An 18,828-nucleotide genomic window follows, 5' to 3' on the forward strand; every position below is an offset into this window, starting at 1 on the left:
ATCCTGAGCCAGGATCAAACTCTCTGATAAAGTTTGATGTCTCAAGACAACCAACTAGCTTAGTTATCTCTCGTCATTACTGTTTTAAAGTTCATTCTTCCGAATGTGATTGTTAAAGAATTTTCGAGAATCGTATGTGTTTCACTGTTTAGTTATCAATGTTCATTGTTTTTCACTGTCTCTCGACAGCTTATTTACTTTACCACATCTTCTTTTGTTTGTCAAGAACTTTTTTGAAGTTTTTTTCAAACTTTTTCGAAGATGAAGTTTTGTCATCCGTGTTGACGACTCGACTACTTTATCATAGATAAGTCAGTTTGTCAACAGGTTTTTTATTTTATTTTTTACTTTAAAGTTGATTCAAAAGTAAAAAATAACGGAGAAGGAGGGATTTGAACCCTCGCGCCGCGTAAACGACCTATACCCTTAGCAGGGGCACCTCTTCGGCCTCTTGAGTACTTCTCCGGACTCCGAAATCATAATCTCTTATTCAATTGGAGTGCTGCTTTTTTCAAAGCGCATTAGTTATTATACTTAAGAACCTCTATATTGTCAATGGCTTTTTCTAATTAATTTTAATTATTTTCATATTTTTTTATCGTATCTGTAATGCGGCTGCGCACTTCCTCGGCAATCTCCGTAGATTTCATATCTTTGTACTCCTCATATGGGATTGGCTCCAGAAAATGCACTTGCACAGTCAATGGTTTTGCAGATCCTGTATCAAAGGATTTATATGAATCAATCAGCGCTACTGGCACAATAGGGCATTTTGCACGCATAGCGGCTTTAAAGCTGCCCCCCTTAAACTCATGAGGATTGTTTTTGTCTTTATTTCTTGTTCCTTCTGCAAAGATCAGATAATTTCTTCCATTTTTAACTTCTTTTGTCACATTGATGATCACTTGCATAGACTGTTTAATATCTTCTCTGTCGATCATAAATGCCTTCATGCATGTAAATACCTGCTTTAGAAAAGGTACCTGAAACACTTCTTTTTTGGCTACTACAGAAAAAGGCACAGGACAGCATTCCATAATCGCCAGTACATCATATAATCCCTGATGGTTGGGATAGAACATAAAACCATTTTCTTTCGGAATATTCTCAACTCCATAGCCCTGCACATTCAAATTACCACCTGTATTAGCCGCATGATCTATCTTTTTCAAAAGTGCATATCTTTGTTCTTCTGTATACTTATCCACATGCGAAGCGTACCAGCACAGCTTTATCCACAAATAGGGAATTCTATACAGATTTCTCAATACCATAACCATTATTCTTTTCATTTGAACCTCTTTTCATTTTATGAATCATTTTATACAAATCATCTTATATAAATCATTTGATATGATTCATTTGATATGATTCATTTGATATGATTCATTTTTCCGAATCATTCTAAAAGAGGCCGCCGCATGTTATCTTTTTGCGGCAGCCCTAATCTGCAGTTGCTTAAAGCTTCCCGGCAATGAGCTCCTCATATCCCGGATTCTTCATAATAAATGCATCATATTCCTTTGTATAATTCTTATAGGAATCTGTGGTCATAAATTTGGCATAATCTGCCGCTGCTTCCTTGCTCATATCTGTTGTGATCATGGACGGAGGAAGTACATAATACTTTCGTCCATCTTTCTGAACCATATAGGTGCTGATACAGGGATATTCCTGTTTATCCTTAAGAACCAGATTATAGATCACATACACATATACATAATCTTCTTTTTCCGCAAGCGTCTCACATTCTTTGATATTTACCTCGCTTGCCTCATGAACCTGAAAATACTTCAGGGTTGCAGTGATTTCTTTTTGAAGCACATCGTCCTCTTTGTCCTGCTGCACATAACAGCTTTTCACTTTCTTTTCACTGCCAGCCACATATTCTTTGATCAATGCCTCCACTACCCCTTCCGGTGACTTGTGATTCACGCCGCACCCGGTCATTGTCAGGATAAAAAGCATCGCAATACATGCAGCCGTAAGACGCAATCCCTTTTTCATGACTATTCTCATTCCTCTTCAGTACCTGAATCCGGTTGTACTTCTTTGGAAATCATTTCCTCTTCTGCACTTTCTCCCGGATCTTCTGCCAGTTTGTCTTCCGAAGCTTCTTCTTCCTTTTCCCGCACCTTTGCTACGCTCGCCACAGTAACGCCCTCTTTAAGATTGATCAGCTTCACTCCGGAAGTAATCCTTCCAAGAATTGAAATATCAGCGCACTGCAAGCGGATGATCACCCCTTCTGTTGTAATCATCATGATCTCATTTTCTTCATTCACAGCCTTTGCCCCGATCACATTGCCAGTCTTTTCGGTGATCTTGTAGCATTTCACGCCTTTGCCGCCTCTGTTCTGGCAGCTGAATTCAGAAATAGAGGTACGTTTACCCATACCATTTTCGGAAACAACCAGAAGATAATATCCCTGAGTATTCAGCTGCATGGAAACCACTTCATCTCCATCTGCAAGATTCATACCTCTCACGCCCATAGATACACGGCCTGTACTCCTTACATCAGATTCTTTAAAGCGGATACACATACCATCTTTTGTCACAAGGAAAATATTCTTCTTATTGTCTGTAGCTTTCACCTCAATCAATTCGTCATCATCTCTAAGTACAATTGCAGCAAGACCTGTCTTACGCACATTCACGTATTCAGTGATCGGCGTCTTCTTAACAAGCCCCTTTCTGGTAGCCATCATCAGATAATGACCTTCTTCAAACTTACTGATCGGTATTACTGCCGTGATTCGTTCTCCAGGCATCAGCTGTAAAAGATTTACGATTGCTGTGCCTCTCGCTGTGCGGCTGGCCTCCGGTATCTCATAGGCTTTCAATCTGTACACACGACCAGTATTGGTAAAGAACATCAGGTAATGATGGGTTGTGGTCATCAGAAGTTCTTCGATATAATCATCTTCCAATGTCTGCATGCCTTTAATGCCTCTGCCGCCTCTATTCTGGCTGCGGAAGTTATCTACGGTCATACGTTTAATATATCCAAGCTTTGTCATTGTGATCACTGTATTTTCTTTAGGGATCAGATCCTCTGTGGAAATATCATATACATCGTACCCAATAGCAGTCCTTCTCTCATCACCATATTTATCAGAAATCAGAAGGATCTCTTCACGTACAACACGGAGCAAAAGATTTCTGTCAGCAAGGATAGCCTGAAATCTTCGGATCTTTTCTTCCAGTTCCGCATACTCTGCCTCAAGTTTCTCTCTTTCCAAGCCTGTAAGAGCACGAAGACGCATATCAACAATAGCCTGAGCCTGCACATCGGTAAGTTCAAACCTGTCGATTAATTCCTGCTTTGCAATCTGAACGTTTCGTGCACCACGAATGATCCTGATCACTTCATCAATATTATCCAGGGCTTTTAAAAGACCTTCTAATATATGTGCACGTTCCTGTGCCTTATTCAGATCATACTTTGTCCTTCTGGTAACAACATCCTCCTGATGTGCCAGATAAGCCTCAAGAAGCTGTTTCAGATTCAGCACCTTAGGCTCAAGACTGCCACCTTTGGGCACTACGCAAAGCATGATCACGCCAAAAGTATCCTGCAGCTGTGTATGCTTATACAGCTGATTCAGCACAACATTGGCATTAGCATCTTTACGCAGATCAATACAGATCCTCATACCCTCCCGGCTGGAATGGTCATTCAAGTCTGTGATCCCATCAATCTTCTTATCTCTTACAAGCTCTGCGATTTTCTCCACCAGTCTTGCTTTATTTACCAGATACGGAAGCTCAGTAACAACGATCCTGGATTTGCCATTAGGCAGTGTCTCTATATTAGTCACTGCGCGAACACGGATTTTGCCGCGTCCTGTACGATATGCCTCCTCGATCCCTCTTTTGCCCAGAATGGTAGCTCCTGTAGGAAAATCCGGACCTTTTACGATCTCAAGAAGCTCTTCTATAGTCGTATCGCGCTGTTCTTCCACAATATTGTCAATAATTTTTACAACAGCACCAATAATCTCACGCAGATTATGAGGTGGAATATTGGTAGCCATACCAACTGCAATACCGGAAGTACCATTCACAAGAAGATTGGGAAATCTGGATGGAAGTACCACCGGCTCCCGCTCTGTCTCATCAAAGTTTGGCTGGAAATCAACGGTATCTTTATTAATGTCTGCAAGCATCTCCATGGAAATCTTGCTTAAACGAGCCTCTGTATATCGCATAGCCGCTGCACCGTCACCGTCCACAGAACCAAAATTACCATGGCCGTCTACAAGCGGATACCTGAAAGACCAGTCTTGGGCCATATTCACCAGTGCCCCATAAATAGAGCTGTCTCCATGGGGATGATATTTACCCATTGTATCACCAACGATACGTGCACACTTACGATGCGGCTTATCCGGACCGTTGTTCAGTTCGATCATAGAATACAGTACACGACGCTGTACTGGCTTCAATCCATCTCTTACATCCGGCAGTGCCCTTGAAGCAATAACACTCATAGCATACTCAATGTAAGATTCTTTCATAGTTTTTTCCAAATCCACTTCGTGGACTTTGTCAAAAATATTATCTTCCATAAATCATTTTCTCCCCTGCTGGAATCAGATATCCAGATTTTTTACAAACCTTGCATTCTCTTCGATAAATTCACGTCTTGGCTCTACCTTGTCACCCATCAAAGTGGTAAATACCAGATCAATCTCAGATGTGGCAGCCTCATCCATGGTCACTCGCAACAAGATCCTCTTCTCCGGATCCATAGTCGTCTCCCAAAGCTGTTCTGCGTCCATCTCACCAAGACCTTTGTATCTCTGGATCTTATTATTTCCATCACGGCCGATCTCTGTCAGAATATTGTTCAGCTCGTCATCATCATATGCATACCAGATCTTTTTATTTTTCTCGATTTTATAAAGCGGTGGCTGAGCCAGGTAAACATATCCCTGCTTGATCAGTTCCGGCATGAAGCGATACAGGAAAGTAAGGAGCAGTGTAGCAATATGTGCACCGTCCACATCCGCATCAGTCATAATGATGATCTTATGGTAACGAAGCTTTGATATATCAAAATCCTCGTGGATGCCTGTTCCAAAAGCAGTGATCATCGCCTTAATCTCTTTGTTTGCATAAATCTTATCCAGGCGGGCCTTTTCAACATTCAGGATCTTACCTCGAAGTGGCAGGATAGCCTGTGTGGCACGGTTTCTTGCAGTTTTTGCAGAACCACCGGCGGAATCTCCCTCTACAATATAAATCTCACAATTCTTAGGGTCTTTATCTGAACAGTCTGCCAGCTTGCCTGGCAGGGACATGCTGTCAAGTGCGGACTTACGTCTGGTAAGATCCCTTGCCTTTCTTGCAGCTTCCCTTGCACGCTGTGCCAGCACAGACTTCTCTATAGTTGTCTTTGCCACAGAAGGATTCTGCTCCAGGAAAATCTCCAGCTGCTTGCTTACAACACTGTCTACAGCGCCTCTGGCTTCACTGTTACCCAGCTTCTGCTTGGTCTGTCCCTCGAACTGAGGATCCTCGATCTTAACACTGACAATAGCAGTAAGTCCCTCACGGATATCATCTCCGCTTAAATTAGGCTCACTGTCTTTCAGAAGCTTATTCTTTCTTGCATAATCGTTAAAAGTCTTTGTAAGGGCATTTCTGAAGCCTACGATATGCGTACCGCCTTCAGGAGTATTAATGTTATTTACAAAGCCATAGCTGTTCTCTGTATAGGAATCATTATGCTGCATAGCAACTTCCACGTATACACCGTCTTTGTTTCCCTCACAGTAAATGATCTCCGGATACAGAGCTTCTTTGCTTTTATTCAGATAAGTTACAAATTCACGGATACCGCCTTCGTAGTGGAAGATCTTTTCTCTTTCCATGCCTTCCCGGTTATCCTTCAGAACGATCTTCAGTCCTTTTGTAAGGAAAGCCATCTCCCGAAGTCGCTGTTTCAATATATCGTAATCATAAACGGTTTCTTCAAAGATCTCTTTATCCGGCAGGAATGTGACCGTAGTTCCATGACGGTCTTCTTCACAGTCTCCTGTCACTTTTAAAGAATACATGGTCTTGCCCCGCTCGTATCTTTGCTGATAAATCTTACCTTCATGGTAAATAGATACTTCCAGCCATTCTGACAATGCATTGACTACAGATGCTCCAACTCCATGAAGACCTCCGGATACCTTGTATCCTCCACCGCCAAATTTACCTCCTGCATGAAGAACTGTAAATACTACTTCTACTGCCGGGAGTCCTGCTTTATGATTGATCCCTACAGGAATGCCTCGTCCATTATCTGTTACTGTAATGGAATTGTCAGGATTGATTGTCACATTGATTTCTGTACACACACCTGCCAGCGCTTCATCCACTGAGTTGTCTACGATCTCATATACCAGGTGATGAAGTCCTCTGCTGGAGGTACTTCCGATATACATTCCGGGTCTTTTGCGTACTGCTTCCAGTCCTTCCAGTATCTGGATCTGGTCCGCTCCGTATTCCGTATTCTCTACGCCCATGTTGTTCCTCCCGTTTTCTATAATAAAGGCCCTCTCAGGCCTGAGCTGTTTTTAAGCCCAATAACTCGAATTTATTATAACACAAAAACAAAGGGCGTGCCATGAAAATCGCAAAATTTCGCCGACCGGATACAACAAAACAGGTTCCGGACCTTATCACTCATTCACGATAAAGCCCGGAACCTGTTTTATTTTACATATTTTTAAAACTGAAATTTACTGTTCTATTTTTTCGTTTGCTATTTTATTTCTTTACCACTTTCTTACGTTTTCCCACACGTACCTTCAAGGTAGCTTTCTTACCGCTGGTGGTTCTGGCAGTGATGGTTGCCCTTCCATTGGCCTTCAACCTTACTACGCCCTTGGAAGAAACAGCTGCAACTCTGGTATTGGAGCTCCTCCAGGTTATCCTGTCTGTAGAATTGCCTGGCGTTAATCTGCCCTTTACTGTAAAACGGTATCCCTTATATGCAGTAATGCTTTTCAGATTCAGCCGGATTCGCTTTGCCGAGATCTCCCTTACCGTCACAGTACAAGAAGCCTTTTTCCCATTGGAAAGAGTTGCCGTTATAACAGCCTTCCCTTTTCTTTTTGCTGTTACTTTTCCGGTCTTGCTTACAATCGCCACCTTGGTATTGGAACTTCTCCACGTTGGAGTTTCATTGGCCCTTGCCGGTGTTGTAGTCGCTTTCAGAACTGCTTTTTTTCCTTTCAGAAGACTCAGTGTTTTTCTGTTCAGGCGAATGGTTTTCCCTGCAACAACCAGCTTGCCTTTTACTGCTACATTCACAGATCCGGACAATCCGGCGCCACTGACAGTGATCACTGTCTTTCCTTCCGCTACAGCAGTAACATTTCCTTCACTGTCCACCTTTGCCACAGACGGATTGCTGCTGGTCCATGTGAAAGAATCCGGATCCGGTCTGGAATATACCCAGTCCCACCCTGGATTTTCGATCCGTGCACACAGAATCCTTTTCTGTCCCTGAGACATATTGGCAGTGCCCCGGTCTTCCCACTCTAAATAAAAGCTTTTCTGGTAATTTTGTGGATCTATTGGAATTGCTACCCTTACCTTCTTATCTGCCGGTTTTGAAAAAGCAGCCGTTTCTTCTGTGCCAAACATCTGAACCCAAAATTTTGTACCGCCCTGTTCAAAGCAGCCAATACCGATGGTTTTATATCCGGATGACATAATATTGGCTCTGTGTCCGGCGGAATTCATCCACTGATTCATAGCTCCGGTAGCAGATGTACTTCCTGCAGCAATATTTTCTCCGCTTGCCTTTGCATTGGCTGTAAAACAATCCTGTCCTGTTGGTCTTGTATGTGAAAAATCAAGACATGTTTCTACAGCACGGAGCATGGCTGATTCCAAAAGGCTTTCATCCATGGCAAGAGGTGCCAGACCTTCTTTGCCACGTTCCTGATTTACAATATCCAACACCCGATATGCATCATCGTAATGGTAATTTCCTGAATAATATAAGGTTTCCACCGTCAGGTAAGACCCATCTTCCATCTGTGTAAGGTGAGAAGGATAATCCACATTCAGATTGGTACATCCGCTAAACGCTCCTGCTTCAATCTTTTTCACAGTAGATGGAACCTTAAGGTATGTAAGAGATTTACATCCCCAGAAATCTGCTACATCAATATTTTCCAGTCCTTCTGGAAGATTTACAGAAGTAAGGGCTGTACAATTAAAAAAGATTCTTGTGCCAAATTCCTTAATATTACTTCCAAGAGTTACTGTAGTAAGACTTGTGCACTGCTCAAAAGTTCTGTATGGAAGAACAGCTACCCCATTTCCCACATAAGCTGTCACAAGGCTTCTGCACTCTTGCGCAATGCCGTATCCAATGGTTGTCACAGTATTCGGAATTGTAAGAGATGTAAGGCCTGATCTGGCAAATGCCCAGTCTCCAATGGTTGTCACAGTAGCTGGAATAGATACCTGCTGCAAGGCTGTATTTTTGATAAAAGCCGAACCTCCTACCGTTACAACTCCATTTGGAATCGCATAGGAAGTATCTCTTTTCCCAGTTGGATAATCCAGTAATGTGCTTCCATCCTTTGTAAAAAGAACACCATTTTCTGCTTTAAAGGACGGATTCTGACTGTCTGCTGTATACTGGCTGATACTGGATCCGAAAAATGCCAGCGGATCATACGTAGTCAGGGATGCTGGAAAATGAAAAGCAGTAATCGACGTCTGCTGAAAAGCATACTCTCCTACTTCACGAACCTGTGATCCCATATTCAATGTTGCCAGATTGATGCAGTCTGCAAAAGCTGCTGTACCGATCACCTGAAGAGACTGTGGCAGTGTTACTGAATGAAGATTATATGCATTGTAAAAAGCTGCTTCACCAATGGATACAAGCCCCTCAGGCAAAGATATCTCACACAGGGAGCCACATTCTATAAAGCTGTAATCGCCTACACGAGTAATCCCCGGGGAGATAATAATCGTACTGATCTGTCCTACATCATCTTTCCAGGGGGCACTCTTTGAATCTGCAAAATCCTTCATTGCTCCAGAGCCACTGACTGTGAATACTCCATTTACAAGTGTGGCGGTAATGCCATTTCCTGCATCATAGCTTTTGGTGCCTTCGTTCTCACCGGAAGAAAACAGATCTGTATCCGCATCCTCCTCCACATCTTCAAAAACTACATCTCCCTCCTGGGAATCTTCCCCGGAAACATCGTAACCCTCCTCTGCGTCAGTAACTTCATCCTGATTCTCAACATCCTCAACAGATGTTTGGTCTTCCCCTGTTACAGGTGTGGCAGAAGAATCTCCTTCTGGCTCGCTCTCATCCGCTTCACTGCTGCCTGCTTCACTCTCAGCAGTTTCGCTGTCAGTTGTCTCGCTTGCAGTGAATTCACTGCCGGCCACTTCCTCAGCCTGGCAGATCGCAGCCGGCTGCACTGCCAGCATAAAACTTAAAATACCTGCTAAAAACTTCTTCTTCATGGTTTCCCTTCTTTTCTTCATGTGTATTTGTGACAGCCCGGGTATCAAATCCGTCTGCTTTAATTCCCTTTATTATACTACTAATGTTCCGTCGATTCTACCCAAAAGATAGGATAATCAACTTCTCCAAATTGACAGATAAATGACAGAAACAAAAAACGGTTGCCTTGATCCCGCAAATCCTGTTTGCGAAATCCGACAACCGTTTTCAGTTTCAAACCTTATGTTTTATCTGTTTATTTTTTTAATTTGTTTCTTATTTTCCCGGAATTCCTCTGAATACATTGATGTCAAAATCCATTGCTGCTTCGCTTTCCCTGCATGTATCCAGTATAACGTTATCAGAAGACGCTGCATCTACGCGCACAGCATCCACAGAAAGTCTTACCAGTTCATTCATGCTAAGCAAAGCCCCAACCTGTGCATCGAAGCAGGAAGAATCCCCTTCTTTTTCTTTTTTGTCTGCTTGTGTAGTCGCTACAATATGATTGCAGGCAACGTAATTTTCTGTTCCGGAAACCAGGCGGATCACCACAGGCTTTATCCCTGCCGGTTTTAAATATTGCATTTCTATGGTTTCAGAAATATGATTGCTGATCACAGAGTTGCAGCTTCCCTCTATATGAATAAGGCCATAATCATCATTCAGCCCATTATCATATCCCTGCATAGGCGGCCACGGCTCATGATCCCTCAGGAAATGATTAGAAGATACCAGATTTTCCCTGCAATCTTCAAAAATCAGCATGCCAGGATAAAAAGAGTGAAACCTGTTGGCTGTTACAGAGGATCTAAGCACACCTCTAAAATGAACAATGCTTCTGCCCCTGGGGAAAATATTGTTGGAAGCAACCAATAAGCCTCCGAAATTTTCTGCATAAATTGAATGACCTCTGTATCCTGCACCCATAAGATTGTCTGTGATCTTAGATGCCTGTCCAGCACCCCGAAGTTCCACACAATTTCCACATTCTGCGATAAAATTATCATGTACAGACAGTGCATCTGAATTGTAAAGAGTCACGCCATGCTCCAGATATATGATTCCCATACCTGTGATTCTAAATGAATCCTGTGCACTGGCAACATAAATCCCGGTCTTTCCATTTACATATGTATTCTCAGGATCTCCATTCCCATCATCTACAAAATGAAGCCCATCTATGCAGAAATTTTCAAATTCCACAGAACTGATTCTTGGATCTCCTTCACGCTCTACTAAAAATGCCGCTCCTGACCTTTCGTCGTTTTTCTCAGGCTTCAAATCCACCAGGATCCTGCTGCCTCCAGGCCAAATATCATGAAGATCTTTCCACTGTTCCTGTGGTACATTATACCGGATACTGGACGACACAAATCCATGTCCGGAGCCTTGGATCTTCAGATAACTGATATCAATCTTTACCTGAGTTTTCAGGTGATAATCCCCAGAAGGAATATAAATAACCGCACCTGGTTTTCCCTCATCATTCACATCCGTTTCCTGTTGTCTGCTTTTAATATCTGCAAGGATGCTGTTGATCACTTCTCCAATATCCGTATACGGATTACCAACATGCCAGTCTGTCACATCATAGTAATTTTTACCAGCCATTTTTATCCCTCCGGTCACTCTTTCCTGAAACAGTCTTTTAATTTATATGATTCATAATTTCTGATCACTGCTTTTCCGCCATGAGCTGAAATACTCAACTGATTCTGCTGATCACCTGCAAAAATATTGTTTGAATGATTATTCCGATACTGATCTGTAAAAATTTCCAGAGAACTTTGATCAGAAAAAATATGAACATCCAGTTCGCTTTTATCATTAACCAACAGCACACTTCTGGATACACCTGTGCTCCATCCATCAGAATTCTGCCTGTCCACAGACAATTCTCCATTTTTCAAATCAAAGATACAGCAGGTTTCTTTTCCGTCACCGCATCTAAATTTCATTTCTATACTGTCTGCGTCTGTTTTCTTAAGATCAAACACAAATTTCATCTCAAAGCTGATCCCGTCTCCTGCTTTTAACTGCTTCGGATCTTCTGTTATCAGCATTTCTTCCTGACAGAACCCGTCTTCACGGATATTTTTCATTTCCTCTATTGGAACAAACTGCAATGTACCATCATTACCAAGTTTTACTTCCCGAATCAGATTAAAGAAACCACACCATCCCTCCTGATAGGTAGGTCCCCAATCCTTAAAAAGCGGCATCCATTCCCATTCATTTGCCCAGGAAATGACCAGCCGTCTTCCATCTGGTGTTACAATGGACTGTGGTGCATAATAGTCAAACCCCCAATCCATTTCCCCACTTACATGAGAATCAAACCTGCCGGTTTCATAATCAAAATCCCCTACCAGATATGCAGAGGTATGATCCCCTGATCCCATCGGTGAAAATGTGAGAACGTACTTGTCTCCTAATGGATAGAAATCCGGACATTCCCACATAAATCCCCATTCTCCACGGCTTTCTGACAGTACATTTAAGTAATTCCAGTGATAAAGATCTTCAGATTCAAAAATCAGAGCCAGTCCTCTGTGATTGCGGCTTCCTCCGATCACCATATAATATTTTTCTTCATGCTTCCATACCTTTGGATCCCGAAATGAGTCCGGTTCGATTCCCTCCGGAACAGTGATCAGTGGATTTCCGGTATATTTTTCAAAATGAATACCATCCTCACTTATGGCAAGACACTGGGTCTGCACATTTCCATGTCCATGATTAGCTGTTCCAGTATAAAACAGATACATTTTCCCATCATGTTCAATGGCACTTCCGGAAAAGCATCCGCCCTTTTGAAAATCATCATATACCTCACTTGGTGCCAGTGCCAGAGGAAGGTATTCCCAGTGAAGAAGATCCTTGCTGACAGCATGTCCCCAGTGCATACTGTCCCAGAAACCGCTATATGGATTTGTCTGATAAAAAACGTGATACTGCCCTTTAAAATAAATCAGTCCATTTGGATCATTCATCCATCCACATTGAGGCATTAAATGGTAATGCTGACGCATTTTTCCATTTTCCACATACTTCTTTTTATCATCTATTTCTTTTTGTGCTTTTGCAATTTTTTCGTTCATTAATAATTTAGTCACTATTTTCTCCATGTCATTACCCTTTTACAGCTCCGGCAGTCATTCCCTGAACAATGTATCTTTGCGCAAACATGGACAAAATCATTACCGGAAAACTGAACAGGAAAGCACCGGCACACATTGGTCCAAGATCCTGATTATATGCAGATAGGAAACCTGCAAGTCCTACGGTAAATGTTTTGGCATTCATGCTTGTCAGAAGCAATGAAAGCAGGAAATCATTCCATGCCAGAAACAATGTAAATATAAATGCAGTTGCAAGTCCAGGCGTACAGATTGGCAAAATAATCCTTCGGAAAGTCTGAAGACTGGTTGCACCATCCACGTATGCCGCTTCATCCAGAGTTGATGGTATTCCTTCGTAAAAGCTAAGCATGGTCCACATAACAAAAGGCATGTTGACAGCTGCATAGACAATAATCAGTGCAATCTTGGTATCATAAAGTCCCAGGTTACAGATGATTTCATAAATTGGAACTGCAATACTGGAAGTTGGAATCATTTTCAGACACAAGATCAGAACTACCAGCCATACAGACAACTTTGCTCCTGATCTTTGAATGGCATATGCAGCCAAAGATCCCAAAATTACCGCGATCAGTGTACTGCCTACAGCTGTAGTCAGACTGTTGATCAAATATTTCGCTGCATCCATTCTGGAAAAAAGTTGTGAAAAACTCTCTGTTGAAAATACTTTAGGCAGAAAGGACGGTGGAACTGCAACCACTTCTGATCCCGGTTTAAATGAGCAGCAGATTACATAAATATATGGAATCAACCAGAATAGTGTAACAATTATTGAAATAACAATTGCTATTTTCAGTTTGATACTCTTACCTTTTTTCATTTTCTTCTCCTTATTGAAATCCTTAATAATTACTGTTTAATACCTTCTCAACAGTTTTTATTTTTTCTTTGGATTCCATAAACTCTGCATGAATATTAAAGTGAATACCACAAGAACTATGATAAAGATAACAGCCATCGCACTGGCATATCCTGTGTTATTGTATTTTACAAGGGTCTTATAAATAACAATACTGATCGTCTCAGAGGAACTGTTGGGGCCGCCTTCTGTCATTGCCCAGATAATATCAAATGTCTTTGCTGCATCAATGATACGCACAGATAATGCAGTGAGCAGAACCGGCTTGATTCCCGGCACTTTAATGTAAAAAATCTCCTGCAGCTTATTGGCTCCATCCATTCTTGCCGCTTCGACCATGCTGCCATCCAAACCTTGAAGCCCAGCCAGAATCATCAGCATCATAAATGGTGTGGTCAGCCATATATCTGCGATGCAACATGCGATCAAAGACCATCTGGAATCCGCCAGCCACAGAATATCACTGGCGTTGGATAGGATTCCCATTCTCATCAACATCTCATTGACAATACCGAAATTTGAACTCATCATCAGTTTCCAGATAAGACCTGCAACCAATGGTGCAATCATAAGCGGAGTCATCATAAAAGACCGAACGATCTTGCTTCCTTTATAGTTGAGTTCAAACAGTAATGCAAAAATAAATCCAAGAATTGTTTCCACAGATACCGCTATCAGAATATAGACCAGTGTATTTTTCAACTGCTTCATAAATCCACCGGCAGTAAATGCTTTAATATAATTATCAAGTCCTATAAATGCCCGGTCCCCTGTGATGCCAACCTTAAAAAAGCTGTCAAATACCATTTTCATGATCGGATATATCAAAAAAGCACCCATGAAAATCGCACCCGGAAGAAAGAACAGCAATAATGTTTTCTTTGATATCAGTCTCATACTATTTCCCGCTTTCTCAAAACCAAGGGTGATTCAACTCTTTTTTTGTCAAACCACCCTTGGATCAATTATACACTCAATATGATCTATATGATCTTACTTGCCGATTGCTTCGATCTCATCTTTTGCAGCTGCAAGAGTTTCTTCCACATCAGCACCGCCCAGGCAGGATTCTACAACACCTACCAAAACTTCTTCTACCTGTGACCATGTTGTAACCATTGGTCTTGGCTGAGTCTGTGCTGCACCCAGTGTATCCAGAACTGCCTGTGTGTGCTCATTTCCAGCCTCTTTGGCAGATTCTTCGTATACAGAAGTACGTCCTGCGATCTTAAGTGTTTCATTCATGTAATCAGCATTATGATCATACATATACTCTACATATTTCAGTGCCATGTCTTTGTTTTCAGAGTTCTTCATCACGCTCTCATACCAAGGACCTGTTGTTGCTCCAATGCCTGCACTTCCACCAATCATCGGTGCACATCCAACCTTATCAGCTCCAAGTGCTGCTACTGCTGCCGGATACTGATGGCTCCAGTTCAGCTGCATGGCAACCTTGCCGTTTGTAAATAACTCCTGAGATTCTGTTGCTGCTGTAGCAAGAGAATCTGTAGGTGAATAATCTGCATTTGCCATTTCAACCATGAAGTTCAATGCATCTACGTATGCCTGGTCAGTAATATTTACATTTCCGTCTTTATCATATACAAGTCCTTCTGCACCGGCCTGGCATGCAAAATCAAGGAATGAACAAACTGCATCAGTACCACTTCCAAATACGGTTGTTCCATACATGTCATCTGTTTTCAACTCTTCTGCAAGTGCTTTATATTCATCCCAGGTCTTCGGCACTTTATCCTCCGGAATCAGATCTTTTCTGTAGATAAGGATCTTTGAATTCACCCACATTGGATATCCGAGAAGGTTGCCATCAATAGTTCCGCTCTCTTCCAGTGTTGGAAGAAAATCACTTGTATCAGCTCCTGTGATCGGTTCGATTGCATCCGCAAATGCTGCCAGCCATACAAAGTCCATACATGCAACATCGTGTGCAGCCTGGCCTGCCTTGATTTCTGTAGAAAGCTTATCGTACATACCTGTATAAGCAACTGCGTCAATCACAACCTTGCATCCTGTCTCTTTTTCAAAATCCGCAGCCGTATTGTTGGCCAGTGCTTCTGCCGGTGAACCACTTTCAACAAGAACAGTTATGCTGCCCCCATTTCCCTTATCCTCTGCAAAACATGGTACAACCATTCCAGCCATCATACTTCCAGTTAATGTTGCAGCAAGTAATGAATTAATAATTCTTTTTTTCATCTTTTTTCTCCTTACGTTTTCAACCTGTGATATTGGTGGTTATTAATATCATTTTGTTTAGTCATTTAGAATGCGTTTTGTTTACGTATCACCTGAACCGTTTAGATATTCTCCGGAGTTATCTAAATTTACGGGTTAAAAATTGGAAAACCTTTTTTTGTGTGGAACGCGTTCCACATCTATTAAAAAATTTCTGTTTTCCAATTCCTTTAAATTTATTATACTTTTTTTATTATTTTTGTCAATACACTTGTGATTTTTTTTCATTTTTCGTTCATTCTATCTAATTTCAGGTGTTTATTTTGCACAAAACAGACTGTTTTTTGTGCAAAACTTTCAATTTTCTAAACTGTTGTGCCCCCTTTCCGGAATGTGGGTTTTAAAATAATCTGACGGTTTTTGATTTTTGCCCCACTGATCAGCTCACACATACACTGAACAGATGCTTCAGCCATTTTGTCAATGGGCTGGACAATCGTACTGATCTTAGGCTCAACGATCTCTGTAATATAGGTTCCATCATATGACACAATCTTTACATCCTGAGGAATATTCTTATGCTGCCTGATCAGACCATTCATGCATTCAATAGCCAGCCGGTCTACTCCAAATACACCATCAAATTCAATCCCTTTTTCAAATATTTCTTCCACTACCTGATGATAATACTCAATATCAAGTCGGCGCCAGTCCAAATTATAGCAATAAGTTTCCACCCCACGTTCATCCATGATCTTCTGAAATTCTGTGTGACGGTCATGGTACAGGGACTTTTTCTCAGCAGTACTTCTGAAATGAAGGATTTTCCTGCATCCATTGGCAAGCAGAACTTCTGCTGCCAGCCTTCCACCTTCTTTATGATCTACTGTTACAACAGGGATATGTTCTCCAAGATAACGGTCAAGGGCAACGACAGGCTTCTGGATTCTGGAATATTCACTTTCATCCAAAGAAGACATGCCTGCGATCACCCCATCCACAATATGTCTGTTCAAAAGATCCAGATATTCAGCTTCTGACTTCACATCCTTCATGGTGCTGCAAAGCATGATTTTAAATCCGGCTCTGCGCAGTTCTCCCTCTACGCAGTCAATAAACTGGGCAAAAAAAGGATTCAGCACATTCGGAACCAGTACGGCAATGATACCGCTTTTTTTATAGTAAAGATTTCTGGCAAGCTCATTGGGTGTATAATTCAGTTCTTTCATTGCAGATTCTATCTTCGCTCTTGTATCAATGGAAACATATCCACTTTCATTGATCATTCTAGATACAGTTCCAACTCCAACTCCCGCCAGTTTTGCAACGTCCTTTATTCCTGCCATACTTTCACCTTCTTTCCCCATTTATTATTTCTTATTAGGCGTTTGCGAAACGCCACAACACCGCATAAATACGGCATTTTTTGTTACCTAAAAACAAATAACTCCTCACTGGACATGGTATAATAGAGTTGACTAAAAACCATAAACCTACATCCAAGAAAGGAGTTATTCTGATACTTATGATACCATATAAACAGCTTTCTTTGGCAGATTTTTTTTCAGATTGCCATGAAAAATTTGAAAATGACAAACCTGCTTTTCTTTCTCTATTAGAAACACATATCGATATTGATGAGTTAATTCCGATTTCTTTTAGAAATCATTTCTATGCATCGACAGGCAGAACCCGTAAATACCCTTTGCAAGCTTTTCTGTGGGCTTTGATTATTCAGCGTATTTTTTCTATCCCTACGGATCAGCTTCTCCTGACTTTTCTCGCTTACTCAAAATCACTTCGGGAATTCTGCGGTTTTATTAAAGTCCCTGACGCTTCCAAAATCACCCGATTCAAACAGGATTTTTTAGATGACCTCCAGCTTGTTTTCGTTAACCTTGTTGATGTTACCGAACCTATCTGTCAGGCGATTGACTCTGCAAAAGCGGATATGACCATCTTTGATTCTTCCGGCATCGAAGCATTTGTTACCGAAAATAATCCCAAGTATGCTAACAGGATCATCAAGCAGCTTAAGGCATATGCGAAAGCTCAGGGCTTTGATAAATCCTATGATCCTTATAAAGCTGCCTATGGTTCCATGCCTTCTCATGCTTCTGCTAATCCTGAGATTAAGCAGCTCTATATCAATGGGCATTTTTGCTATGTCTTCAAGTTCGGTATTGTCACCAACGGACTGGGCATCATCCGCCACATATCTTTTTATAACAAAAACTTTATGGCTTCACATCCTGATATCGTTGTCGAAAAGAAATCCGATTCCCCTGACGAAGATAAATGTGTTCATGATTCAAAGCTTTTAATCCCGACACTGAAGGACTTCTTTTCCAAGCATCCTTTGATTAATCCAAAAACCTTCCTGGGTGATGCTGCTTTCGATACCGCACAGCTCTATAAGAGCCTTCTTACCGGTGACACTTTTGGTAATGACAAACATTTCTCGAAAGCTTATATTCCGCTGAATGCAAGATCCGGACTTGAAAATCTGGATTATTCCATCAATGAAGATGGTATTCCGTGTTGTCCCCATAATCCTTCTTTACAAATGAAATACGAAGGCACTTCCAAACTTCGCAGTGGAGTAACAAGATATAAATTTGTCTGTCCAAAAATGAAATGGATTTATGATAAATCAACTCAAAAAGCCCATCGTCATTGTTTCTGTGACAACCCTTGTACCTCTTCTAAATGTGGGCGGATGGTCTACATCTACCCAGAAAAGAATCTTCGTGCTTATCCCGGAACGATCCGCGGCACCGAAGAATGGGATGATACCTATAAAATCAGAACTGTTGTCGAAAGGGATATCAACCACATCAAAGACAATCTCTGTCTTGCAGGACGCCGAACCCAAAATGAGAAGACTCTGCATGCTGATCTGATTCTTGCCGGTATCACCCAACTTATTACTGTTGTTCTCGCAGATAAGATCAATCACCACGAATATATTCGAAGCTTAAAGCCTCTCATAGCATAGGACTTACCAACTTAATAAGCCCTATGGCTTATTTAAGTGGGCCTAAAATATTTCGTCATTTAACGTTTCTGCATTTATCATCTCCATTTATTGTGGATAACTGCTCTCATATTTCAAATTTGAGTTTCGCAATTACCTA

Annotated in this window: 12 protein-coding genes and 1 tRNA gene; 1 reads left to right on the forward strand and 12 read right to left on the reverse strand. The window is 41.5% G+C overall.

Annotated features, from left to right (window positions below; genetic code table 11):
- Positions 1-377: 377 nt before the first annotated feature.
- The 12 genes from OCV61_RS17420 to OCV61_RS17475 form a co-directional block, all read right to left on the reverse strand.
- A tRNA-Ser gene (locus tag OCV61_RS17420) sits at positions 378-465 on the reverse strand.
- A 110-nt stretch (positions 466-575) separates the two neighbouring features.
- Complete coding sequence (locus OCV61_RS17425) at positions 576-1,292, reverse strand: lysophospholipid acyltransferase family protein (RefSeq protein ID WP_158422832.1); 717 nt, start codon at positions 1,290-1,292, stop codon at positions 576-578.
- Positions 1,293-1,458: 166 nt separating this feature from the next.
- Complete coding sequence (locus OCV61_RS17430) at positions 1,459-2,007, reverse strand: hypothetical protein (RefSeq protein WP_158422833.1); 549 nt, start codon at positions 2,005-2,007, stop codon at positions 1,459-1,461.
- Between the two features lie 8 nt (positions 2,008-2,015).
- Entirely contained in the window at positions 2,016-4,574 is a 2,559-nt protein-coding gene (gene gyrA / locus OCV61_RS17435; protein ID WP_158422834.1) for a DNA gyrase subunit A, read from the reverse strand.
- A gap of 24 nt (positions 4,575-4,598) precedes the next feature.
- The gene (gyrB, locus tag OCV61_RS17440; protein ID WP_158422835.1) at positions 4,599-6,524 is read right to left on the reverse strand and encodes a DNA topoisomerase (ATP-hydrolyzing) subunit B; all 1,926 of its coding nucleotides are present in this window, start codon (positions 6,522-6,524) and stop codon (positions 4,599-4,601) included.
- A 244-nt stretch (positions 6,525-6,768) separates the two neighbouring features.
- Entirely contained in the window at positions 6,769-9,507 is a 2,739-nt protein-coding gene (locus OCV61_RS17445) for a leucine-rich repeat protein (RefSeq protein WP_262583336.1), read from the reverse strand.
- 256 nt (positions 9,508-9,763) lie between these two features.
- Positions 9,764-11,101 (reverse strand): NosD domain-containing protein, encoded by a 1,338-nt coding sequence (locus OCV61_RS17450; protein ID WP_158422837.1) that lies wholly within the window; start codon positions 11,099-11,101, stop codon positions 9,764-9,766.
- A 14-nt stretch (positions 11,102-11,115) separates the two neighbouring features.
- Entirely contained in the window at positions 11,116-12,606 is a 1,491-nt protein-coding gene (locus OCV61_RS17455; protein ID WP_158422838.1) for a glycoside hydrolase family 32 protein, read from the reverse strand.
- A 16-nt stretch (positions 12,607-12,622) separates the two neighbouring features.
- Positions 12,623-13,453, reverse strand: coding sequence for a carbohydrate ABC transporter permease (locus OCV61_RS17460; RefSeq protein WP_158422839.1), 831 nt, complete (start codon positions 13,451-13,453; stop codon positions 12,623-12,625).
- 57 nt (positions 13,454-13,510) lie between these two features.
- Complete coding sequence (locus OCV61_RS17465; protein WP_158422840.1) at positions 13,511-14,389, reverse strand: carbohydrate ABC transporter permease; 879 nt, start codon at positions 14,387-14,389, stop codon at positions 13,511-13,513.
- A gap of 96 nt (positions 14,390-14,485) precedes the next feature.
- Positions 14,486-15,712 carry an ABC transporter substrate-binding protein gene (locus tag OCV61_RS17470; RefSeq protein WP_158422841.1) on the reverse strand — a complete coding sequence of 409 codons (1,227 nt, stop codon included), beginning with the start codon at positions 15,710-15,712 and terminating at the stop codon, positions 14,486-14,488.
- A gap of 344 nt (positions 15,713-16,056) precedes the next feature.
- The gene (locus tag OCV61_RS17475) at positions 16,057-17,037 is read right to left on the reverse strand and encodes a LacI family DNA-binding transcriptional regulator (protein WP_158422842.1); all 981 of its coding nucleotides are present in this window, start codon (positions 17,035-17,037) and stop codon (positions 16,057-16,059) included.
- A 179-nt stretch (positions 17,038-17,216) separates the two neighbouring features.
- Here OCV61_RS17475 and OCV61_RS17480 point away from each other — a divergent pair, with 179 nt between their 5' ends.
- Complete coding sequence (locus tag OCV61_RS17480) at positions 17,217-18,689, forward strand: transposase (protein WP_158422843.1); 1,473 nt, start codon at positions 17,217-17,219, stop codon at positions 18,687-18,689.
- Positions 18,690-18,828 lie beyond the last annotated feature (139 nt).

The sequence above is a fragment of the Blautia ammoniilytica genome (assembly GCF_025566965.1).
Lineage (GTDB): Bacteria > Bacillota > Clostridia > Lachnospirales > Lachnospiraceae > Blautia_A > Blautia_A ammoniilytica.